At 40.6% G+C, this 22,259-nt stretch carries 21 protein-coding genes; 6 read left to right on the top strand and 15 right to left on the bottom strand.

The features are described from left to right. Nucleotides 1–97: 97 nt before the first annotated feature. Together HJP15_RS11230 and HJP15_RS11225 are read right to left on the bottom strand one after the other, a co-directional pair. The gene (locus tag HJP15_RS11230; protein WP_054206165.1) at nt 98–331 is read right to left on the bottom strand and encodes a hypothetical protein; all 234 of its coding nucleotides are present in this window, start codon (nt 329–331) and stop codon (nt 98–100) included. A gap of 8 nt (nt 332–339) precedes the next feature. Continuing rightward, a complete protein-coding gene (locus HJP15_RS11225; protein WP_054455245.1) occupies nt 340–735 on the bottom strand; it encodes an HIT domain-containing protein in 396 nt (131 codons plus the stop codon). 116 nt (nt 736–851) lie between these two features. Here HJP15_RS11225 and HJP15_RS11220 point away from each other — a divergent pair, with 116 nt between their 5' ends. Next, nucleotides 852–3,077 (top strand): DPP IV N-terminal domain-containing protein, encoded by a 2,226-nt coding sequence (locus HJP15_RS11220; RefSeq protein WP_170173796.1) that lies wholly within the window; start codon nt 852–854, stop codon nt 3,075–3,077. 180 nt (nt 3,078–3,257) lie between these two features. Continuing rightward, nucleotides 3,258–4,895 (top strand): methyl-accepting chemotaxis protein, encoded by a 1,638-nt coding sequence (locus tag HJP15_RS11215; protein WP_054206168.1) that lies wholly within the window; start codon nt 3,258–3,260, stop codon nt 4,893–4,895. Between the two features lie 93 nt (nt 4,896–4,988). On the opposite strand, the gene HJP15_RS11210 is transcribed toward HJP15_RS11215, so the two are convergent. The 4 genes from HJP15_RS11210 to HJP15_RS11195 form a co-directional block, all read right to left on the bottom strand. After that, on the bottom strand, nt 4,989–6,512 hold the full coding sequence (locus HJP15_RS11210) for a M17 family metallopeptidase (protein ID WP_054206169.1): 1,524 nt from the start codon (nt 6,510–6,512) through the stop codon (nt 4,989–4,991). A 123-nt stretch (nt 6,513–6,635) separates the two neighbouring features. Beyond that, nucleotides 6,636–8,318, bottom strand: a complete 1,683-nt coding sequence (locus HJP15_RS11205; RefSeq protein ID WP_170173795.1) for a carbon starvation CstA family protein — start codon at nt 8,316–8,318, stop codon at nt 6,636–6,638. A 127-nt stretch (nt 8,319–8,445) separates the two neighbouring features. Next, nucleotides 8,446–9,498 (bottom strand): DNA polymerase IV, encoded by a 1,053-nt coding sequence (gene dinB / locus HJP15_RS11200; protein WP_170173794.1) that lies wholly within the window; start codon nt 9,496–9,498, stop codon nt 8,446–8,448. Between the two features lie 64 nt (nt 9,499–9,562). Further along, complete coding sequence (locus tag HJP15_RS11195) at nt 9,563–9,769, bottom strand: hypothetical protein (RefSeq protein ID WP_054206172.1); 207 nt, start codon at nt 9,767–9,769, stop codon at nt 9,563–9,565. Nucleotides 9,770–9,912: 143 nt separating this feature from the next. Here HJP15_RS11195 and HJP15_RS11190 point away from each other — a divergent pair, with 143 nt between their 5' ends. Next, nucleotides 9,913–10,341, top strand: a complete 429-nt coding sequence (locus HJP15_RS11190; protein ID WP_054206173.1) for an acyl-CoA thioesterase — start codon at nt 9,913–9,915, stop codon at nt 10,339–10,341. Nucleotides 10,342–10,361: 20 nt separating this feature from the next. Next, a complete protein-coding gene (locus HJP15_RS11185) occupies nt 10,362–11,414 on the top strand; it encodes an aldo/keto reductase (protein WP_169326795.1) in 1,053 nt (350 codons plus the stop codon). Between the two features lie 77 nt (nt 11,415–11,491). Here the strand turns inward: HJP15_RS11185 and HJP15_RS11180 are convergent, their stop codons facing one another. The 6 genes from HJP15_RS11180 to HJP15_RS11155 all read right to left on the bottom strand — a co-directional run bounded on the left by HJP15_RS11180 (nt 11,492) and on the right by HJP15_RS11155 (nt 17,741). Further along, on the bottom strand, nt 11,492–12,106 hold the full coding sequence (locus HJP15_RS11180; RefSeq protein ID WP_054206175.1) for a fumarylacetoacetate hydrolase family protein: 615 nt from the start codon (nt 12,104–12,106) through the stop codon (nt 11,492–11,494). 18 nt (nt 12,107–12,124) lie between these two features. Beyond that, entirely contained in the window at nt 12,125–14,086 is a 1,962-nt protein-coding gene (locus HJP15_RS11175; protein WP_170173793.1) for a response regulator, read from the bottom strand. Nucleotides 14,087–14,213: 127 nt separating this feature from the next. Continuing rightward, on the bottom strand, nt 14,214–14,675 hold the full coding sequence (locus HJP15_RS11170; protein WP_054206177.1) for a response regulator: 462 nt from the start codon (nt 14,673–14,675) through the stop codon (nt 14,214–14,216). After that, nucleotides 14,676–16,154 carry an ATP-binding protein gene (locus tag HJP15_RS11165; RefSeq protein WP_170173792.1) on the bottom strand — a complete coding sequence of 493 codons (1,479 nt, stop codon included), beginning with the start codon at nt 16,152–16,154 and terminating at the stop codon, nt 14,676–14,678. A gap of 22 nt (nt 16,155–16,176) precedes the next feature. Then, entirely contained in the window at nt 16,177–16,377 is a 201-nt protein-coding gene (locus HJP15_RS11160; RefSeq protein WP_054206179.1) for a hypothetical protein, read from the bottom strand. 23 nt (nt 16,378–16,400) lie between these two features. After that, complete coding sequence (locus tag HJP15_RS11155; RefSeq protein WP_169326791.1) at nt 16,401–17,741, bottom strand: sigma-54-dependent transcriptional regulator; 1,341 nt, start codon at nt 17,739–17,741, stop codon at nt 16,401–16,403. Nucleotides 17,742–17,908: 167 nt separating this feature from the next. Here HJP15_RS11155 and HJP15_RS11150 point away from each other — a divergent pair, with 167 nt between their 5' ends. Further along, nucleotides 17,909–18,421 (top strand): NUDIX hydrolase, encoded by a 513-nt coding sequence (locus tag HJP15_RS11150; protein WP_169326790.1) that lies wholly within the window; start codon nt 17,909–17,911, stop codon nt 18,419–18,421. Nucleotides 18,422–18,445: 24 nt separating this feature from the next. Here the strand turns inward: HJP15_RS11150 and HJP15_RS11145 are convergent, their stop codons facing one another. From HJP15_RS11145 to HJP15_RS11135, 3 genes are read right to left on the bottom strand one after another with little or no spacing between them, the layout of a single operon-like run. Then, nucleotides 18,446–18,952: a YgjV family protein gene (locus HJP15_RS11145; protein WP_054206182.1), complete on the bottom strand. Its 507-nt coding sequence runs from the start codon at nt 18,950–18,952 to the stop codon at nt 18,446–18,448. A 49-nt stretch (nt 18,953–19,001) separates the two neighbouring features. Next, entirely contained in the window at nt 19,002–19,568 is a 567-nt protein-coding gene (locus HJP15_RS11140) for a Crp/Fnr family transcriptional regulator (RefSeq protein WP_054206183.1), read from the bottom strand. Further along, nucleotides 19,569–20,609 carry an NAD(P)H-dependent flavin oxidoreductase gene (locus tag HJP15_RS11135; RefSeq protein ID WP_054206184.1) on the bottom strand — a complete coding sequence of 347 codons (1,041 nt, stop codon included), beginning with the start codon at nt 20,607–20,609 and terminating at the stop codon, nt 19,569–19,571. Nucleotides 20,610–20,801: 192 nt separating this feature from the next. Between HJP15_RS11135 and HJP15_RS11130 the strand changes: the two genes are divergently transcribed. Further along, nucleotides 20,802–22,175, top strand: coding sequence for an NAD-dependent succinate-semialdehyde dehydrogenase (locus HJP15_RS11130; protein WP_054455260.1), 1,374 nt, complete (start codon nt 20,802–20,804; stop codon nt 22,173–22,175). Nucleotides 22,176–22,259 lie beyond the last annotated feature (84 nt).

The raw sequence follows: 22,259 nt of genomic DNA, 5'->3' as shown, positions 1-22,259 counted from the left end.
AATATAAAACCGCTGCGGCGGTTTTATATTTAACCAGAACTCAAGTTGCGCTGTTACACATACTTAAAATAAAGCATGCTGATAGTTAACACTGTGATTAACAAATAAGGGTGATCCGATACTGCTTTTCTCGCTGGCATACCTTTGGGTGAGTAATTTCTGATAAATACTGTTTACCCTGTTTTGAAATAAAAACGAAAGGCACTTTCAGCCAACGCGGTGAACCTAGTTGTTGCCAAATAGCTGGTTCAAACGTTTCTACTAACTGATAATATTTATACTTAGCAACAAGCATTACCATCATTAAAACAACCAAAATAACAAGCAACACTAAAACACCTAAAAGTGCTCTTTTAAGAGTGTAATTTGCGCATCACTATAAGGCACAGCTGAAAACTTCCCCCACACAGGCGCAGGCCACGCAACGTCTGTTTTAAAACGTGCAATGTGGTGGATATGTAGCTGTGGCACCATATTACCAAGCGCTGCAACGTTAAGTTTATCTGGATTAAATATGCTTTGAAGTAAGCGACTAAGTTTCGCTGATTCTTTCATCAGCAGAATTTGATCATCATCACTCAAATCGATACTTTCTTTTAAACCAGCCTGACGAGGCACTAAAATAAACCATGGGTATTGGCTGTCGTTCATTAGCAACACTTTGCACAATGGCCAATCAGCAACCTCTATACAATCGCGCACAAACTCTGGGGCCAAAGAAAATTCAACCGTCATTTTTATTCCTTTTAAATTAAACACAGTGCATTTTCGCTACTTTATAGCATTTAGTTGCAGTTGCCCACGCTTGGCTTTACCATCATTGCAGTTTTTATTCGAGCGAAGGTAAATACGTGTTAAAAAAAATTAAACACCTCTCATACTTGCTACCTCTAGTAGCAACAGCCATTACAGTCCAGGCCGAACCACTGACGTTAGAGCGTGTCTTTGATGACCCTAGTTTAGCAGGCAAAGCGCCCGTACAACTTAAATTCTCGCCTGACGGCAGTCGCGTTACTTACTTGCAAGGTAAGGTAGATGACTACAACCGTTACGATTTATGGGAATACAATTTAAAAGATAAATCTAATCGTGTATTAGTTGACTCTGCACAGTTATTTTCAGGCCCAGAAAACCTCTCTGATGAAGAAAAAGCACGCCGTGAACGTCAACGTATTTTTGGCAAAGGTATATTAGAATATAAATGGTCTAAAGATGGTAAAGCGCTGCTTTTCCCACTCAATGGTGATTTGTATTACTATGATTTAGCCTCAGCAAAAAGCCGCAAATTAACCGATACCGATACATTTGAAACGGACGCACGCTTTTCACCTAAAGGTAATTTTGTATCCTTTATTCGTGAACAAAACTTGTATGCGTTAAATCTTACATCTGGTAAAGAAATTCAGCTTAGCAAAGATGGCGGCGGCGTAATCAAAAACGGCATGGCTGAGTTTGTTGCGCAGGAAGAAATGAGCCGTATGACGGGTTACTGGTGGTCGGGTGATGAATCTAAAATTGCCTTTACTCGCATTGACGAAAGCCCAGTAAAAGAAGCGATCCGTAACGAAATTTACGCAGAAGAAGTTAAGTTGTTTAACCAACGCTACCCATTTACAGGGACTAACAACGTTAAAATCCAATTGGGCGTCGTATCCCTCAATGATCAAGCCGTTGATTGGATTGATTTAGGCAAAGACGAAGATATTTATATCGCCCGTGCTAATTGGCTAAAAGATGATAAAACTCTTGCTTACCAATGGCAAAATCGTTCTCAGCAAAAACTAGAACTGCGTTTTTATAACAGCGAGACCAAGAATCAAAAAGTTGCATTGACCGAGACCAGTGATACCTGGATCAACCTGCATTTTGACCTGCAATTCTTAAACGATAAAAAACATTTTGTATGGGCATCAGAGCGTAACGGCTTTAAACATTTATACTTGTACCGTACCAACGGTAAATTAGTTCGTCAAATTACAGATGGCGAATGGGTTGTAGATGGACTAAAAGGGGTTGATGAGAAAAAAGGTGTCGTGTATTTTGCAGGCAGAAAAGACACGCCGCTTGAAAGTCATTTATACAGCGTACCATTATTTAAAAAAGGTAATATTAAACGTATCACTGAACAAGGTGCATACCATAAAGTTGTACTGGCAAAAGACAACAAAACCTTTATTGATAATAGCTCGTCTGTAAAAAAACCAAACTCTGCTGCACTGCGTAAAGTAAACGGTGAGTTTATTACGTGGCTTGAAGAAAATAAGCTTGATAAAAACCACCCTCTTACACCTTACCTAGCTGACCTTGCTGAGCCAGAATACGGCACATTAAAAGCTGAAGATGGCCAAATAATGCATTATCGCTTATTCAAACCAAGTGATCTTAGCAATGGCAAAAAACACCCTGTTATTGTTAATGTGTACGGCGGTCCCCATGCACAGCGTGTTACTAATAGCTGGCGCAGTAAAAACCTGTATTTCCAATATATGGCGCAACAAGGCTATGTCATTTTTCAATTAGACAACCGAGGCTCGTACAATCGAGGTAAAAAGTTTGAAGACGCTATTTATAAAAACTTGGGTGTTGTAGAAGTGGCAGACCAAATTAAAGGCGTTGAATTTTTACGAACGCTTGATTATGTAGACCCACAACGTATTGGTATTTATGGTCACAGCTACGGCGGCTACATGGCGCTAATGACCATGTTTAAAGCCGGTGATTACTTTCAAGCAGGTGTATCGGGCGCGCCAGTAACTGATTGGGCATTATATGATACTCACTATACTGAGCGTTATTTAGGCCACCCAAACACTAATGCAAAAGGCTACACGGACAGCGCTGTATTCCCATATTCAGATGGCTTAAAAGGTCCATTAATGATTTATCACGGTATGGCTGATGACAACGTGCTGTTTACGCATGCAACAAAGTTATTTAAGCAATTACAAGATAACGAAAAGCAGTTTGAAATGATGACCTACCCAGGCTCAAAACACAGCCTTCGTGGTAAAAATGTGCAAACACATTTGCACCAAACCATTACCAGCTTCTTTAATCGTCATTTTGATGTTAAATAAAACGTATTAGTAATTTAATAACTAAAGGCTGATTGTAAAATCAGCCTTTTTTATGTTTAATAATAAACGCTATAAAACCCTTGATTCGATTAAGAAAAGAATACCTTAACTAGATTTCTACTCTTTTTTTACTACGCTTAATAGTACTCGCAATAATTGCGGCCTAACTAAGGAAGTACTATGTCGTATCTACGTCGCTTTACAATTTTTCAGCGTTTGGCTATGCTTGTCGGTGTCGTAGTCGTTGGGTTAATACTATTAAGTGTCACCAGCCTCGCTCAGCAATATAGTTCGCTCAAAACTGAGCAATATATAAAAACTAAAAATCTAGTCGAGACTGCCCATAGTATTATTGTGCATTATCACTCATTGCAGCTCAATAACTCTCTGAGCGAATCTCAAGCACAAGCTAGAGCACTAGAAACCATTGCTGCTATGCGTTATGACGACAGTAACTACTACTGGATTAATGACTTTCAACCAGCGATGGTTATGCACCCAATAAAACCACAGTTAAACGGTAAATCGCTATCTGAAACAAAAGATCCTGATGGTACGCGTCTGTTTGTTGAAATGGTTAATATTGTAAAACAACATGACAGTGGCTATGTCCCTTACAAATGGCCCAAACCAGGTAAAGATAAACCCGTTGATAAAATTGCTTATGTAAAAGGCTTTACGCCTTGGCAATGGATTATTGGATCGGGTGTGTATATCGATACAATTGATGAGTCGTTCGCTTCATTAAAAAGCCTAATGATTATTAATGCCAGCATCATTATTATATTGTTAATTAGTTTAAGTTATTTTATTGGTCGCAGCATTTTACGTCCTACGCAGCTTGCAGCCGATATGATGAAAGACATATCTCAAGGTGAAGGCGACTTAACCCAAACACTGGATGAAAGTGGCAATGATGAAGTATCACGCCTATCTCGTTACTTCAACTTGTATACAAAAAAAATGCGCGAGTCACTCAAGCAAGTCGCTCATAATGCAAATGAAGTAAACCAGCATGCTCACACCGTAGACGATGCCAGTAAAACAAACCACTCATTTATAGAGTTACAAAACGATAGCTCAACCCAAGTTGCTACTGCAATGGAGCAAATGACCCACCAAATACATGATGTAAGCCGTAATGCGGAAGCTGCCGAGCAAGCAGCATCACAAGCCGCAAGCAACGCATCTGACGGTAAAAATGTGGTTGCTAAAACAATCCAAGCCATCGAAACTTTATCCAAAAACATTGAAACGGTCAGCCAAGTAACTGCTGATTTAGCGCAAGAAACTAACAATATTGGCTCTGTACTTGATGTGATCAGAGGAATTGCTGAACAAACCAATTTACTTGCCTTAAATGCAGCAATTGAAGCAGCTCGCGCAGGAGAGCAAGGTCGTGGCTTTGCGGTGGTTGCCGATGAAGTTCGTACTCTCGCTAGCCGCACAGGTAAAAGTACCGATGAGATTCAGGCTATGATAGCCAAACTGCAAACAGGCGCACAAGCGGCTGTTGATGCCGTGACCGCAAGTCGGCAGTTATCAACAAATACAGTGCAGCAAGCAGAAACAGCCAACATATCGCTAAGTGAGATTGAGCGTTTAGTATCAGTGATCACCGATATGAACGGCCAGATCGCTCGTGCTACTGAGCAACAATCAAGTGCTGCAGATGAGGTGAATTTACGCATTGGTGAATTATCGCAATCAACTGAACAATCTCTAGCTAACACATCGCAACTCTCTGGCGCGAGTGATAACTTAAAGCGCAGCAGTCAAGCTCTTACCGAGGTCGTTAACCGATTTAAACTTGATTAGTTCTAGGCTCTTATATGGACTCCCTCTAAATAAATAGACACAAAAAAGCCCCGTTACATTATCAAACGAGGCTTTTTTGTATAATTGTGAATATTATAGGCAATAGCGTGCGAATAAGCTACTTAAGCCCGCCGCAGTTGGTTTACCATGCTGCCAGTCACCACCTTCAACACCACTGCCAGCAATATCCATGTGAACGTATGGAATTGGCTCTGCAGAATCAGTACCGTGTTTATCAAGGCCACCAACAACAGCTAAAAATGCCATCGGGAACTGGTGCCCACGGGCTGTGACAGCTGAAGCTGCATTATTACTTGAAAGCACATCATCAGCGAGTGTACGTGGCTTGATAAAGTCATAATCTTCACGGCGACTACGCGAAACTTCTGCGCCATCAGCCCATAAATCACCACAATCAGCTAGCTTGCGCGACACATTTGCAGCACGTGCTGGTCCATTTTCAACATACGCGCTGTAAGGGCCCATCGCACGTGCAGCGTGGCCTGTTAACGTGGCGACAGTGAATAACTCAGGATTCACTTCGCCTTTAGCTAAATCTTTCATTTCACTGAGTAAATCCCCCATTGCTAGGCGGCCTTCTGCATCCGTATTACCAATACGTACACGTACACCTTCACGGCTAGTAATTATTTCATCTGGTACAAAACAATCTGAGCCAATTGAATTACGTACAACGGCCAAGTAGGCAATTACTTTTACGCCTTGAGGCTGAAAATCAGCAACTGATTTCATAAGGCCAGCAACAGAAGCTGCACCACCTTTATCACGGCTCATACCAGCCATGTAACCGCCTACTTTTAAGTCTGCACCGCCTGTATCGTAAACCAAGCCTTTACCAACAAACATCAGCGTACGAGTAACATCACCTTGCGGAATATACTCAAGTTTAACCACGCGTGGATGATGACGCTCAACGGCATAAGATGCACGCGCAACAGTACTTAACATTGGGTAATCTTTATCAATTTTTGCGATATCAGAAATCACTTCAACACTCACATTACTGCCTTTGAATAAATCAACGCAGTAGTCAGCAAAGCGCGGTGGCGCCATACGCTCAGGCTCGGTACCACATAGATCGCGAGCCGCATATTGGCCAGCGGCCATGGCATCAACAGCTTTCGCCGTTTTTTCATTTGCACCAATTAAAGTAATTTGAGTAATTGGTTCAATGTTTTGACCATGAAACTCACGCGCTTCAAGTGGTTGCCACAAGGCTTGGCAAGCACCTAAATAAGCAACTTCAAGGGCATATTGATAACGGCTTTCTTGACTTGCTTGCGGTAAATAAATAGCAGGCTGTGTGCAGCCTGATGCCTTAGCTTCATTAATCGCAAGTTTCGCTGCATCAAAATAACGGCGTACGTCGTCGTAATCACGATTAAGCGGACCCGTAGGGGCTAAAATAACGCGCTTAGAATCGATTACTAATAGGGTAACTTGTTTGCCAATGCGTGCATCTACAGCCATCTGCGCTGCAATTGACTGGCTTAATGAGCTATCAGCTAAGTGTGAGAAGTCATTACCGATAATAATTAACGCATCATGTGCTGCGTCATCAAATGTTGCTGCTGCAACTGCGTGAGGATATGCCATAAAAAAGGTCCTGTTGTCAAAAAATAGGACCTTATTATCATTTATTTAAGTACCCATTGCCAGCAAAGCGAGACAAGCTAATACACCGCTGGCAACTTGTGGTTACAGTGTAAAATAAATCATCTATTCACTACTTGCTGATTTACTCTCTGCTCGGTGCTTAGCAATTACAGACCATGCCTCAAGCATCACTAATACACTGATAATCAATACCACAACATCAAGCGTCACGAGCAACCAATTACCTTGTTGATAGTATTCACCCAGCTTTATTACACCTGCAAAAAAGGCCATCACTAATACAAAACTCATAGGGATCAATGTGTACTTAGCTGGACGGTTTGCTTTAATAAGCATCACAGAAATGACTAATAACGTTAAGCTTGCAAGAATCTGATTAGTTGATCCAAATAATGGCCAAATAATCATACCGCCACTTCCATCAGCGCCACCAGCACCAAATGCTAATAACAAGCAGCAAACGACAGCTAACAGCGTTGCAATAACGCCATTTTTTATAATCTTAATATTATAAATATCACCCCACTCCTGGATAATATAGCGCTGTAAGCGAACCCCAGAATCCATGGTTGTACCAGCAAAAAGTACAACCATAACGGCTAGTAAAGTAGACGCTATTTCGTGTGAGATACCCCAGCCACTTTCAATTAAGTTTGCGCCACCATTAACAAATGCACCTACACTGCCAGCTCCTAAGTGACTATATATTTCATGCCACTCTTCAGGGGATACAGCCAGTGCAACACCACTTACGGCGACTAACGTAATAAGTGCAAGCATACCTTCGCCAACAGCCCCTAAGTAACCCACAAAACGGGCATCTTTGTCTTTATTAAGCTGTTTAGAGCTAGTACCCGATGACACAATGCCGTGAAAGCCTGATACCGCGCCACACGCGATTGTTACAAATAACAGTGGGATTATACTGGGTGTGTCCATCGCAACTTGGGTATTAAACGCCGGCGCCGTAATGTCTGGCATAGAGATAAATACGGCTCCATATAACAGCACTAAACCTACAAGCAGTTGCATACCATTAATAAAGTCACGAGGCTGTAATAGCATCCATACAGGTAACAATGACGCAATTGCAGCATAGGCAAATAAAATTATAATCCAGTTAGCATTTGCGCTTAAACCAAATAATTCATCAGGTAATGAAATTGGCATGCTGCTGCCCAGGTAAATAGTGTAATACAAAATTCCAACACCAATAAAGCAAAGCGGTATTAGCGATACTTTTTTACGCAATAACTGGCCAATAACCAATGCCACTACAATTGCGGCCCAAGCAGGAAAAACAGCATTAGGACTACTGATAAATGATTTAGCAATCACCACCCCAAATACCGCGTTAACCATTAGTAGCACTAAAAAAACCACAATCATGAATAATGCACGCGTACGCTTACCAATCACGCTTTCAGACAATGCGCCCATTGATTTACCTTTGTTACGCGCACTTGCCCAAAGTGCGCCCATATCGTGCACACCCGCAAAGAATATTGTTCCAAAAACAACCCATAAAACCGCAGGCACCCAGCCCCAGTAAACAGCAATAGCAGGACCAACAATAGGTGCAGCACCTGCAACAGAGGTAAAGTGATGTCCCCAAAGGACGACTTTATTAGTGGGTACATAGTCCACACCATCTTCAAGTTCATGGGCTGGCGTGACAAAGCTGTCATCCATTTTGAAAATCTTCTCGGCGATAAATTTAGAATAAACAAACCAGCCAAAAAGCATCCCAACCATACCCAGCAGTACAATAACAACCGATTGCATAGCCTTCTCTCTTATAGTTAAAATTATTATTAATTAGGAAGCAACCAAACTATTGCGTATTTAAAAACAATGTTTTATCTCCCATCATCTACACTAACAATATTTAAACAACGCTGACTGTAAACCTTTAGTCTAATATGCTCAATTGCACATGCTGTTGAGGCTCACTTTTCACTCCAACACCAATGCCTAGTAACCTAACGGGTTGTTGTACACCACGTTGATAAGCTTTACTAAATAGCTCGGTAAAAATGCTGCTATCTAATTGATGGTAGGCTTGATCGGCAGAAGTTACGACAAAATTGGCAAACTTTACTTTAACACTCAGTTTACTAATTCGCTGATCTAAACCTTGCTTAGTTAAGCGCCGCGTTAACTCTTCTAACAATAACGGTAACTGCTCAAGACATTCTTGTAGATTAGTTTTGTTATATTCATATGTATGTTCCACACTTAATGATTTACGCACACGATTTGTAGATACACAGCCAATGTGAAGCCCTGCGCATTTTTGATAAAGTGAAACGCCAAAGTTCCCCACATGTTGCTGCATCCAATTAACGCCTTTAGCGCATACATCGGCGCCTGTATATAGCCCTTTTAAATTAAGCTTTTCCAGCGTAACTTTTCCCACGCCCGGTATTTTACCCAGTGGTAACTGAGCTAAAAACGCATCAACTTGATCTGGTAATACAACAAATTGGCCGTTTGGTTTATTTTCATCACTGGCAATTTTAGCAATAAATTTAATAGGAGCGATCCCAGCCGATGCAGTTAAACCCGTGGCGGCATAAATATCAGCGCGTATTTGTTGCGCCATTAAAGTCGCACTGCCATGACATGGCGTGCTGTCGGTAACATCAAGGTAAGCTTCATCTAAAGAGAGAGGTTCTATAAGGTTTGTATAACGCTGAAACACGGCACGTATTTGCTCTGAGGCATGTTTATAAACGTGCATTCGCCCTGGTACAATCACTAAGTCTGGGCATAATTGTTTGGCTCGGTAGTTTGACATAGCTGAACGTACACCATACTCACGCGCTATATAGTTTGCTGTAGAAAGCACGCCACGGCGGCTATTACCACCAATCGCTAATGGCACGTTAGCAAGCGCAGGATTGTCTCGCATTTCAACGGCAGCATAAAAGCAATCCATGTCGATATGAATAAACTTTTTCATTTCCCCAACCAAACAACTGTATAAATAAACAGTTATTATTGATTAACTTTGATCTATTAGCAAGTCATGAGGGAGATGATTCTTCTTGTGACGATTTCTTACGATTAAATAAACGGCTGCCAAACAACCAAAACGCACCTTCAAGTACAAAACCAAGGATCACCAATGCAATTGCGCCTGAGGCATTCCCCATTGCATAACACACGAAGGCTAAACAAATTACCGCCAATAGCGCTAACCATTTTATAGCTTTGTTGGTAGGTATATTCATTATTATCTCCTTTAAATTCAGCTAGACTCTTTATGTCAACGTTAGTCATTAAACTTAGCACATTTCCCTCATTATTCTAATTATCTTGAGCTACCGCCAGGCAATTGTTAACCTAGGTTTTTAGTTTTTACGGGTCATAGTCAATGCAATCATTTATAAAACAATACCCTATTCATACTCAAATTAATGTCGCCTGGGGTGAAATGGATGCCTTACAACATGTTAATAACGTCGTTTATTTTCGGTACTTCGAAACTGCCCGCATTGATTTTTTTAATCAAATAAATTTATTAGAAGATTTGCAAACCACAGGGATTGGACCTGTAATAAGTGAAAACAATGCACGGTATAAACGCCCAGTAACATTTCCTGATACAGTACTGGTTGGCGTAACCATTAGTGACATACAGGCTGATCGTTTTATGATGCATTACAGCGTATTTAGCCAACAGCAAAATGCAGTCACCACGTTAGGTTCTTCACAAGTTGTCATGTTTAACTTTAAAACGGGTAAAAAAGCGCTATTGAGTGAACCATTATTGGCCGCACTTCATACTTATTCACGAGATTAAATTAAAAATAAGGATTTATTATGCGTTATAGCCCACTAGGTCGCAGTGGTATCAATGTGTCACGGGTATGCTTAGGAAGCATGACCTGGGGCGTACAAAACACCCAAGCGGATGCGGATGAGCAGATTGCTTATGCTCTAGAGCAAGGCGTTAACTTTATCGATACGGCTGAAATGTATGCCGTACCGCCGACTCCTGATACATACGGTAAAACAGAGCAAATAATTGGCGACTGGTTATCACGTAATAAAAGTAAACGTGATGACATTGTACTGGCAACTAAAATTGCAGGTAACGGTCTTTCTTGGATCCGTGATGGCGGCGATATTACGCGCCAAGCAATCATTAATGCGGTTGATAATTCGTTACAACGCTTACAAACCGACGTAATTGACTTATACCAACTACATTGGCCAAACAGACAATCCCCCCATTTTAGTAAACAATGGCCCGGTATGATCCGCTTTAGTGACGCCAATACAGAGCAGCACACTGCCGGTATGCTCGATATTTTAGAAGGGCTCAATGACTGTGTAAAAGCAGGTAAAATCAAGCATTGTGGGCTTTCTGACGACACACCGTGGGGCATTAGTCAGTTTTTACGTTTAAGCGAAGAGCATAACCTACCGCGCATGGCCTCTATTCAAAATGAATTTAGCCTACTCCACGCAAAAGATTGGCCCTATCTAATAGAGCAATGTATTCATGAAGATATTGCATACCTACCATGGTCACCGCTGGCTGGCGGCATGCTTAGCGGTAAATACCTTAATGGCGCACGCCCAGAGGGAAGCCGCTGGACGCTAATGCAACGCAATGGCTTATTTCGTGATACCCCACAATCACAACAGGCAATAAGCCAATATGTAGAAATCGCTAAAACATATAAAATGTCAGCGGCACAATTGGCGCTAGCATGGTGCGACCAAGTGGATGGTGTATCGTCATCAATTATTGGCGCAACAACTATGGCCCAGCTAAAAGATAACATTGCTGCATTTAATATTGAACTAAGCGAACAAGCGCTTACCGATATAGGTACTGTTTTTAGACAATACCCAATGCCATTTTAAACAGCCACTAAAAAGCCCAATAAATCATTGGGCTTTTGTTATGCTAAAACCATCTCAGTCCTATACTCAAGGTAAATTTAAACGGCTAACCAGCGCTGCTCTAATAATAACTGCTGCGATAAATACAGTTGAGCTACAAACTCAGATCCCGCATTTACCACTGCGACACCTGCAGGCGTACCAGTCATTATAATATCGCCATCTTGCAAAGTCATAAACTCACTAATTTGCGCAAAAATAGCATCTGGTTTTGTGATCATCAGCTCACAATCACCTTGTTGTTGTACCTGACCATTGATGTTCAAGCTAAAACTAAATGCGGCTTTACTGTCATCTATTAGCACAAACTCACTAAATACAGCAGAACCATCAAATGCTTTAGCTCTCTCCCATGGCAGCCCTTTACTCTTTAAATGTGTTTGCACATCGCGCTTTGTTAAATCAAGTCCAATTCCAACTGCCGCAAGGCGATTATTTTGTACTAAAAAACACAGTTCGGTCTCAAAATGCAATTCATCATCGTTATGGTGGCTTTTTAAATTAGTACTAATTGCGCTATTTGGTTTTATAAAAAGTAACAGTTCAGTGGGCGTTTCATTGCCAAGCTCTGCGATATGAGCTGCAAAGTTACGTCCTACACAAACAACTTTATTCGGACTAATTGACTCAGTAGCACACAATATTGTATTCATTAAAGATGTTCCTTTATGTTAAACATTAATCAGGTCTGTTAACAACGATAAATTAATCGGCTTTAACAGTACTTGTTCTATTTCCAACTGCTTAATTTTCACAGGATCTGGCTCCATACCACTGACAATTACCCGCTGTATTTTTGGATAATGTTGTTTTATATAGCTGGCCAGATCCAAACCGCTGCCATCTGGTAAATGCATATCAAGCAGTACTTTATCAAACTGGCTATCACTTTTTAAAACCGCAAGACAATGAGCATAGCTTGATGCGATCAGCGTTTCGACTCCTAAGCTTTCCAGTAATAGTTGAGTTATTTGCGCAGCATCAGCATCATCTTCAACTAATAAAAAGCGTGCACTACTTTCACTTACTTTATGCTTTATAGCTGTTTCTTCGGGTTGATTATTATTTATAAGCTTATCTTGCAAACACTGATACAATAAAGTTGAATCTACTGGCTTACCGATCACATCATTAAAGCCTAATGCGGATAACTCACTGTGTATTCCTTTCATTGTAGCGGCAGTCAGAGCAATAATAGCTCCCTTAAAACCCATTTTCCTGAGCTCTATTGTTGCCTCTTTTCCACCCATAACTGGCATATGAATATCTAAAAATATAATGTCGAAAGGGGTGCCATTTTGTTGCGCCTTACTAACCTTATCAAGCGCTTGTTTTCCATGTTCCGCATAGTCTACTTTAGCCCCTGCGGAGGAGATCATATGGCCAACTAAAACCCGTAAATCTCTTAAATCATCAACCACTAATACTCGACCAGTAACCTGACATGGCGCGGTTTTATGCTGCATATTTGGCGTTAAATCAAGTTTAAGAAGCTCACGTTCAACTCCCTCAATATTGCCAGGATAGAGAGAAATAGTGAATTTAGAGCCATTACCAATAGCGGACTCCAAAGATATGCTTCCTTGCATTCTACTTAATAACTCAGAGCATATCGCCAAGCCTAAGCCTGCACCACCAACAGATCTAGACTCTACATCCGCAATTTGTTCAAATGGTTTAAATATTAAGGCTTGTTTTTCAGGTGCTATACCAACTCCTGAATCTTTTATACTAAAAAATAGCATTTCCCGATTATTAACCACCTCGGTCCAGGCTCTAACAACAATTTCACCCTCATCAGTGAATTTAATAGCATTATTGACAATATTAATCAGAATTTGTCTAAACCGTGTCGCATCAACATTAATAATCAACGGCAGAGGTTGCAGTGACTCAAATCGAAGAGACAACCCTTTATCCAACGCCGATACGCGCATCAAGGTAAATACATCAGCCATTAAGCTATCTAAGTTTACATTACTGCAGCTGAGTTCAAGTTTATCTGCAGCTATTTTTGATAAATCAAGCACATCATTTAACAAACTAAGTAAGTGCTTACCGTTACGATAAATCACCCCCAATTCGTTATTCGCATGCTCACTAAAGTCACTTTGCATAAGTAACTCAGTGTACCCCAAAATAGACGATAATGGCGTACGTAATTCATGGCTTAAGTGCGCTAAAAAGCGATCTTTCGAGCGGTTTTCTGCCTCTGCTTTTAATCGTTCTAAACGTTCATCTTCAACATCACGTCGAGCTAACGCGTAACGAATTGAACGTGCAAACCGGCTACTACTCATCTCATTTTTTACAAGGTAGTCAACGGCTCCGGCATCAAGTGCAGCTGAATCTAGCGCATCATCTGATTGCCCCGTTAACATGATTATTGGGCCAGCAAACCCATTTTCTACCGCTTGTTTTAATACTGTTAACCCATCTGATGCACCTAACCGGTAGTCAAGGAGGCAAATATCATGTTCGTTTTTGCTTAGTACTTCAACAGCACTCAGAGGATCACTGATCCACTCTATGTCAAACGTATGCGCACTTAACTGCTCTAGATAATCACAAGTGAGTATATAATCATCTTCATCATCTTCAACAAGCAGCAATTTGGTTGCTTTAGTTAACATAATATCTCCCTATGCTAAAAAGCCCACTTAAACATATCTAAGTAGGCTCAAACCTAAACACCTCAAAACAACATTTACGACTCTTAATCAAAGCGGTTATTTTTAAGGAGTTTGGGTGTGTCTATTATTAATCGTTAAAAGTACTCGGCAGCTCAACAAACTCTACCCAATATTTTCCTAACGTTTTCATTAATTCAACCAACCCCTCAAATGTGACAGGCTTAGTAATGTATGAAGCAGCACCTAGATCATAACCTTTTACCATATCCTCTTCTTGCTTAGATGTGGTCAAAATAACAACTGGGATCCCTTTTAAATTAGGGTTAGCCTTAATTGCTTGTAAAGCTTCTCTACCATCCATACGAGGCATATTCAGGTCTAATAAAATTAAGCCCGGTCGTGGTGACGACTCTTTGCTTTCAAACTTTCCTCTGCGCTCAAGGTACTCTAAAAGCTCAACGCCATCTTCAACAAAGTATAGCTCGTTAAGTACGCGGCTTTCGGCTAATGCATCCTGTGCTAGTAAACGATCATCTTCATCGTCATCAGCCATTAATATCGTAATTGGTTTTACTTTAGTGAATGGCATTTACGCCTCTCCTTGCAGTGTGAAAAGCTCACTTTCCACAGGTAATTTTATGACGAAGGTTGCACCCTCGCCGCTTTCGCTTTTTGCAGTTATTGTGCCACCATGGCGCTCAACTATACGTCGACACACAGATAAACCAATACCAGTGCCTTTGTATTGCGATCGCCCGTGAAGACGCTGAAACGGCACAAAAATCTTATCTGTATATTCGGGATCAAAGCCAATGCCGTTATCTGAAACCCTAATAATTTGCCACGATAACTCAGTATTATGGTCATCGCTAAATTCACTATAATGCTCATGTTCAATAGTGATTACAGGCGCTTCATTTGGCCGCCTAAATTTAACTGCATTAGATATTAAATTTAAAAACAACTGCTGCATTTGACTTGGATCAGCCTTAATAATGGGCATTTCAGCTACGCTAACTTGTGCATCACTTTCTTTTATCGCAATTTCTAAATCACTTAATATCTCAGTCATCACAATGTTTAAGTCAGTGTCTGTAAAGTCCTTACCACGTGTTGTTACACGTGAAAACTCTAGCAAATCGTTGATTAGATTTGACATACGCTGCGCCGCATTTTTCATTCTGCCAATGTAATCAATGCCTTTTTCACCTAACTCGTCTTTATACATTGTTTCCAAGCGGTCGCTGAATGCCTGAATTTTTCGCAGGGGTTCTTGCAAATCATGACTTGCCACAAATGCAAAGTCTTCAAGCTCTCGATTACTGCGACTCAACTCATCTGAGTACAACGTAAGCTCTTGCGTGCGCTCGTTAACTTTGTTTGCGAGCGTTTCATTTTGATGTTCAAGTTTTAAGCGATACCTAGCTTCATTTCGCAAATTTAACCGCGTCAAAATAAACATGCCGATAATTAACAAAGCACTCGTAATCGCTGTAATCGCAAACGTTATTTTTGCTTCATTTTTAATTTGCCTTAACTTTGCAAATAAATGCGCTTTAAAAATAATTTCACGATCTTGAATTTTTGTTACAAGCGCTCTAATTTCTTTATAAAGTTCTCGGCCCCTATCAGTATTAAGTATACCTAATGCACGGCGCTCCTTATCATCTTGAGCCAAGTTAACAGTAAGCTTTAGCTCGTTAATTTTAGCGTCAACCAATAAAAATAATTCAGCTATATGCTGAGCTTGCTCATCAATTTCTGATCGCAATGACTTCAAATGCTCAGTTTGTGACTCTAACTGAGTGATCGCATCAAAATAAGGAAGCAAGTAATCTTCTTTCTCTGTCAGTAAGTAACCCCTCTGACCGGATTCAGCTTGCACAACGGATAAATGAAGCTGTTCTATTGCAGCTGTCAATGAGTTTGTGTTATCTAAACTGCCTTGTGTTTTAGTTAAACTTTGAATTGTGTTCAATGCTAAAAAAGCATTACCTACAATAATACAGAGCACAACGGCGATAAAACTTGCCCATACTATGTTTGTTTTTCCTTGCTGTTTCTTCACGCGTAGTTATTTCCTATATGCTTTATTGCGTATCACTAATTTTTTGCAAGCTATCACTGCATTGCTGACAATTACTGATGATTTTATCTAGTGCAGCAATTGCCTTATCTTTAGGCATGTCATTTTCTAGCACAAGCTTTATCAGTTCTGCATTCATTGATATACGATTAAGTGGTGCACGCGCATCATGAACTAATTTATTTAAAGGTTCTTTATCACTCATATTGCCCTCTATGATTACCTTGTTTACTTGTATTCACCTATGCCGCCGTAAGCATTTAGCCGGTTATAAAGTGTTTTAGTACTGATCCCTAGCATTTGAGCCGCCAAAGTCTTATTGCCTTGTACTTTATCTAAAGTCGCGTGGATCAGTTCTTTCTCAACTTCCTCAATAGTTTGACCGGCACTAACCTGATTAGCTTGGGTTTGCTTATTTGCACGTGAAAAAGGCGATTCTAAATTACCTGGTAACGTAATTACTTTCCCTTTTGGATCGCTCATTATAAAGGCACGATGGATTGCATGGCGTAATTCTCGTACATTACCCGGCCAATCATAGCTTTCAAGCTCTTTTAACTGGCTTGCTTGCCAGTTGAAATCAGTACCATTTTCATCATTTAACTGATCTAAAAAAGCTTTAGCAAGTAGCTCTATATCTTCCTTGCGCTCGCGCAATGCAGGAATATCGATAGGGAACACAGCCAACCTGAAGTAAATATCCTCACGAATAACATTGTTTTGCGCCAAATCAGTTAACGAACGGTTGGTAGCTGATATAACACGACAATCAACAGGTAGCTCACGGTTTCCACCTACTCGTGTAACCTTTCTACTTTCTAGAACACGCAGTAAATTTGGCTGCATATCAATAGGCATTTCAGTTACTTCATCTAAAAATAAGGTTCCTGTTGCTGCTTGCTCAAACACCCCCTCTTTACGGGCGATAGCCCCTGTAAATGCCCCTTTTTCATGGCCAAACAGTTCGCTGCCTATTAGTTCTTTTGATAAAGCACCACAGTTGGTTGCCACAAGCGGCCCCTCACATTGGCTGGCATTATGGATAGCCTGAGCGACTACCTCTTTACCTGCACCACTTTCTCCCATTAACATCACATTTGCGCTTGTATTCGCAACGCGTTCAATCATGGTATACAAACTCTTCATCACTTCAGATTCGCCGATTAGCGTACCAAAGTGCTTTTCAATGCTCGGCTTTGCTTTTTTCTTATTTGCTTTCTTTTTAGGGTTAAGTACTCGCTCAATATCTTCGCGCTGCAAAGGCTTAACCAAATGCCCTACGTTAGGCTCACACATCTCAGCTAATTTACCTTTAACTGAAGGATGACCAGAAATTAACGTGATCTTTGGAGTTTGCCCAATACTTTTTAAGTGCTCAACCAAATGCAAACCGCTGCCATCTGGCAGCATAAAATCTAAAAAAACATGGTCAAAGGTATTATTAACAAACCATTGTTCTGCTTCTGCCAAATTGGCTGCGGTATCAATGTTATGACCTAAAAATTCAACTATATGGCATACAACATCACTAAACTCGGCGTCATCATCGACTAAAAGTATGTTTAACATTTTAAATCCCTATGATTTTTTTCCTATTCTACGCACCCTAATAAATAAATAAAAGGTTCTGACTTTCTCTTATGACATAGAATACGCACTTAACTATATATGTACGCTTAACTGATACAATTGGTTTACTTAATAAGGTATTTTTTTAAATTTAAACAAGGAACTCTATGCGCTTATTAAAAACAGCAATCCACCCGAGTATAAGTAATGCAACTTCAACGCAGTTTACTCGCTTAACGGGTCGCGCAATTGTCCTACGTGATAATACTATTTTGCTTATGTTTACTAAACGCTATGAAGATTACAGCCTACCCGGCGGCGGCATTGACGAAGGTGAAACTATTGAGCAAGGGCTTATCCGCGAGCTACAAGAAGAAACCGGCGCCCAAAATATTAAAGTACTTGGTGAGTTTGGTTTATACGAAGAATTTAGGCCTTGGTACAAAGATGACTTTGACGTTATAAACATTAAATCTTACTGTTATTTTTGCAGTATTGATGCGCAGTTAGGACAATCGCAGCTTGAGCATTACGAGCAGCAAAATGGCATGGTTGCTAAGTGGGTTGATATTCATGAGGCCATAGCCCACAACGAGCGCACACTGGCCAACAGCGATAAACAAGGGCTATCAATTATCCGCGAAACTTACTTACTAAAAGAAATTGTAAAACAACTTTAATGCTCTGAATAAAAATTAAACCTGCTAACTTGCAGGTTTAATATCCTTAGGCAGCACATAAAAACGAAACAACCCAATCAGGTTACTCATTAAAAATAAACACTCCATTAATACCGCAACAGGTGAACCCACCAATATGTTGTGACTTATCCAAAAAGCAGTACCGAGCACCATAAATAGTCGCAACAATACATCCCGCTGTCGAAATGAAGCAAATGTTTGTATCAAGGTTGCGATTAACGCCAAACCGCTCAGCCAATCTTGCCAACTTAGAGCCACGGCAACACAGCTTAATAACATAAACCCTAACATCGCCCATTGGCTACGGTTAAAAATACAGTAAAAGTATCGTGTAGCGGCAATCAGCATCAATAAAGCGGCACTCATTTTATTCAATAAGAAAAAATGAGTGGCAGTTAAAAGCACCGAACTAAACAAGCACAGTAATATAAGTTTTCGGGACTTAAATTGAAACGATGCTAAATCTAAAAGTGTGGCAACTGCAACCAAACATTGTGAAAGTATGAACATAGCGACTCCTGTAAAAACAGCAGTCTAACTAGCTTTATGTCGTTTCCCCTTAACTTAAGTTAAGGCGCTTACGAATTCTTGATAATGATATAGCCGATATCCCAATATACAGTGCGACTTCAGTTAAATTCAGTTGAGCAAGCCAATGAGGTTTTTCGTTCACTAAATAACAATACCGCTGCTCAGGTGTATTGAGCAGTAAAAATGCTTCTTTTGCTTCTTTAAAAATAAGCTGTTGAGTAATTAATTGCTGCTTTAAACATTGCCATGCAGGCTGAGTAAAAAGGCTAAGTGGCACAACAATTACTTTTGCAGATTTAATAACTTTCAATTGATAAAAAGCATCTGTATCCGTTAGCCAATTAGTAAATAGCAATGCAAACTCGTCTTTAAAATAAAACTCTTTACACTTCTGACCGCCATCAGCAGTTGCATGTAATGCCCCAAGCACACCATCAAGTAACAAATACCCATAATATTGTTTTTGCCCTTGCTGCACTAACACGTCATCACGCTCAAATTGCTTTGTCGGATAACGCCCCGCTAATTTATCAGCCAAAGCATGCGCTAATTCACGGTTACTATCGCCCAGTGGTAATATGTGTGATTGTGGCATCTATACAGACCACTTACTCATTAATACCAACGACACTTCAGCTGCGCTCACATTCACTCGAGGAATATACTTTTGCCCACACCAAAGCGGTGAAAAACCACTTTCCTTACGCTCCTCGGCTTTAGATCTAAGCGCCGTGATTGCAATACTTGCATAAGGAAATGGCGGAACATGCTCAGGTATTGAGCCGAGTTCATTCATTACACGATTACAAATGCCTCTGGCTACACGCCCTGAAAACAACGTTGTTAATGATGTAGATCCATCGCCTTGCTTTAATATTGCATCACGATGAAGTGCAGATGTTGTTGCCTCATTACACAGTAAATAAGCACTACCAACCTGCACACCACTGGCGCCTAGTAGCTTCATATTCAGTACGTCATCCGCATCAGCAATACCGCCAGCAGCAATAATAGGAACACTCACGTTAGCCACACATTCTTTAACAAGCTCTGTGGTTGTTTTATGTAAATTCAAATCCATTGATAAAAAATGCCCACGATGTCCTCCGGCTTCTAAACCTTGCGCAATAATTGCATCCGCACCATTGTTATTAAGCCAAATAGCCTCGTCGAGAGTCGTCGCGGTTGAGATTACTTTGCCCCCCCAACTCTTGATTTGTTGCACTATATTATTTGCAGGTAAACCAAAATGAAAACTCACTACTGGCGGCTTAAATGGGGCTATAACATCGACTATTTTTTGAGTTATGGGCTGTCGGGATGCCTCACTACTTAGTGCTCTTTCATCAACACCATACTCTGCAAAATAGGGAGCTAAAAGACAATGCCACTGCTGTGTTTGGATTGGCGTATAATCTGATTGCGCATGACAGAAAAAGTTAAGGTTATAAGGTTTATTAGTAATTTGTGTAAGTTGAGTTAATTGAGCTATAAGTTGCTGCTCACTTAACATCGCACATGGTAATGAGCCAAGCCCACCGGCTTCACACACGCTTGCTGCAAGCTTTGCATCTTGCACGCCGGCCATAGGCGCTTGAATAAGCGCAAGGGGAATATTAAAAAGTGACCTTATCATTAGACTCTCCTTGTAACATTTTCTGTTACGTGCATTTTTTACAGAATACAGCTACTTAATAATTTATATAAATAAAACCAAACAAAACACAAACCCCATTATTAACAAGTGGTTAAAAAGCTTATTTAGCTAAAAAATAAAGTGGCGTTAGCTTTGCAATATCTTCTGCACATGATTTGTAAGGAGATAAGTATGACTAACACAGTAACCACTATCAATCCGGCAACTGAAGAAACCATTGCTCAGTATACATTACTAACATTGGAGCAAGCACAGCAAGCCGTGGATAAAACCCACGATACCTTTTTAAAATGGCGCCAAACATCATTTTCTGAACGCGCTGATTTACTCAATAATCTTGCCAGTATATTTGAAAAAAATAAACAACAACTGGCCGAGTTAATGACTTTAGAAATGGGTAAACTCTATTCACAAGGCTTACAAGAAGTCGAGCTATGCGCTGCAATTTGTCGTTATACCGCTGAAAATGGCGCGTCGCAGTTAGCGGATGAAACACGTCAAATGCAAAATGGTAAAGCAATTATTACTTACCAACCGACCGGGGTTTTATTGGGCATTCAACCGTGGAACTTCCCACTATATCAAGTGATCCGCTACGCTGTAACTAACATAATGGCAGGTAATACTACCGTACTTAAACATGCCGGTAATGTATTTGGCATGGCTGAAAAAATCGAATCTCTCTTTATTGAAGCGGGCTTTGAAAAATACTGCTTCACTAATTTATTAATTGACGGTAAAACTGCCAGCGAGTTGATTAGCCACCCAGCTATTCGTGGCGTGACCTTTACTGGCAGTGACGGTACAGGTAAAAAAGTAGCTGAACGTGCAGGTAAATACGTTAAAAAAACGGTATTAGAACTGGGAAGTAACGATGCCTACTTAGTCCTTGATGATGCAGACTTAGCGCTTGCTGTAAAAACCTGCTTACAAGGGCGAATGGTAAATAATGGCCAAACATGTGTGGCGGCTAAGCGCTTTGTCGTTGTTGATGCCCTTTATGATGACTTTAAAAATGCCCTCAGCGAGCAACTTAAAAGCATGAAAATGGGCGACCCGATGGATAAGGAGACTAACCTTGGGCCAATGGCGCGTGAGGATTTACGCGATCAAATTCATCAGCAAGTGCAAGAATCAGTTGCAAAAGGGGCTACTGTCGTCGCAGGTGGCAACATTCCAGAGCAAACGGGTTTTTACTATCCGCCCACGCTACTTGAAAACTTATCGCCAGGTATGCCCGCATACGATGATGAACTTTTTGGCCCTGTAGCATCGTTAATTAAAGCTAAAGATAACCAAGACGCTATGCGTATCGCTAACGACTCACGTTATGGTTTAGGTGGTGGTATCTTCTCAAAAGATGAAAACAAAGCTATTGAGCTTGCCAAAAATCATTTTGAAACCGGTATGATCAATATAAACGGCTATGGTTTAGCGCAACCAAATTTACCATTTGGCGGAGTAAAAGACAGTGGTCACGGCCGTGAACACGGCGGTTTTGGCATACGAGAATTTGTAAATATTAAAACAATTATGATTAGCTAATTGATTACATCATTGCAAAGGGCCTTTATTGGCCCTTTTTTTATGCATCCATCACCTTAATGTATATACCCAAGCCACCTCACA

Origin of the sequence: Pseudoalteromonas sp. NEC-BIFX-2020_002 (assembly GCF_013002825.1) — a bacterium.
GTDB classification, from domain to species: domain Bacteria; phylum Pseudomonadota; class Gammaproteobacteria; order Enterobacterales; family Alteromonadaceae; genus Pseudoalteromonas; species Pseudoalteromonas neustonica.
Note: the sequence above shows the minus strand (reverse complement) of the source record. Positions and strands in the feature narration are given on the sequence as shown.

What these genes read in the sequence shown, in the direction of transcription:
- HJP15_RS11225 (WP_054455245.1), bottom strand. Translation starts at nt 735, where the DNA reads ATGACGGTTGAATTTTCTTTGGCCCCAGAGTTTGTGCGCGATTGTATA.
- HJP15_RS11215 (WP_054206168.1), top strand. Translation starts at nt 3,258, where the DNA reads ATGTCGTATCTACGTCGCTTTACAATTTTTCAGCGTTTGGCTATGCTT.
- HJP15_RS11210 (WP_054206169.1), bottom strand. Translation starts at nt 6,512, where the DNA reads ATGGCATATCCTCACGCAGTTGCAGCAGCAACATTTGATGACGCAGCA.
- HJP15_RS11205 (WP_170173795.1), bottom strand. Translation starts at nt 8,318, where the DNA reads ATGCAATCGGTTGTTATTGTACTGCTGGGTATGGTTGGGATGCTTTTT.
- dinB (WP_170173794.1), bottom strand. Translation starts at nt 9,498, where the DNA reads ATGAAAAAGTTTATTCATATCGACATGGATTGCTTTTATGCTGCCGTT.
- HJP15_RS11195 (WP_054206172.1), bottom strand. Translation starts at nt 9,769, where the DNA reads ATGAATATACCTACCAACAAAGCTATAAAATGGTTAGCGCTATTGGCG.
- HJP15_RS11190 (WP_054206173.1), top strand. Translation starts at nt 9,913, where the DNA reads ATGCAATCATTTATAAAACAATACCCTATTCATACTCAAATTAATGTC.
- HJP15_RS11185 (WP_169326795.1), top strand. Translation starts at nt 10,362, where the DNA reads ATGCGTTATAGCCCACTAGGTCGCAGTGGTATCAATGTGTCACGGGTA.
- HJP15_RS11180 (WP_054206175.1), bottom strand. Translation starts at nt 12,106, where the DNA reads ATGAATACAATATTGTGTGCTACTGAGTCAATTAGTCCGAATAAAGTT.
- HJP15_RS11175 (WP_170173793.1), bottom strand. Translation starts at nt 14,086, where the DNA reads ATGTTAACTAAAGCAACCAAATTGCTGCTTGTTGAAGATGATGAAGAT.
- HJP15_RS11170 (WP_054206177.1), bottom strand. Translation starts at nt 14,675, where the DNA reads ATGCCATTCACTAAAGTAAAACCAATTACGATATTAATGGCTGATGAC.
- HJP15_RS11160 (WP_054206179.1), bottom strand. Translation starts at nt 16,377, where the DNA reads ATGAGTGATAAAGAACCTTTAAATAAATTAGTTCATGATGCGCGTGCA.
- HJP15_RS11155 (WP_169326791.1), bottom strand. Translation starts at nt 17,741, where the DNA reads ATGTTAAACATACTTTTAGTCGATGATGACGCCGAGTTTAGTGATGTT.
- HJP15_RS11150 (WP_169326790.1), top strand. Translation starts at nt 17,909, where the DNA reads ATGCGCTTATTAAAAACAGCAATCCACCCGAGTATAAGTAATGCAACT.
- HJP15_RS11145 (WP_054206182.1), bottom strand. Translation starts at nt 18,952, where the DNA reads ATGTTCATACTTTCACAATGTTTGGTTGCAGTTGCCACACTTTTAGAT.
- HJP15_RS11140 (WP_054206183.1), bottom strand. Translation starts at nt 19,568, where the DNA reads ATGCCACAATCACACATATTACCACTGGGCGATAGTAACCGTGAATTA.
- HJP15_RS11135 (WP_054206184.1), bottom strand. Translation starts at nt 20,609, where the DNA reads ATGATAAGGTCACTTTTTAATATTCCCCTTGCGCTTATTCAAGCGCCT.
- HJP15_RS11130 (WP_054455260.1), top strand. Translation starts at nt 20,802, where the DNA reads ATGACTAACACAGTAACCACTATCAATCCGGCAACTGAAGAAACCATT.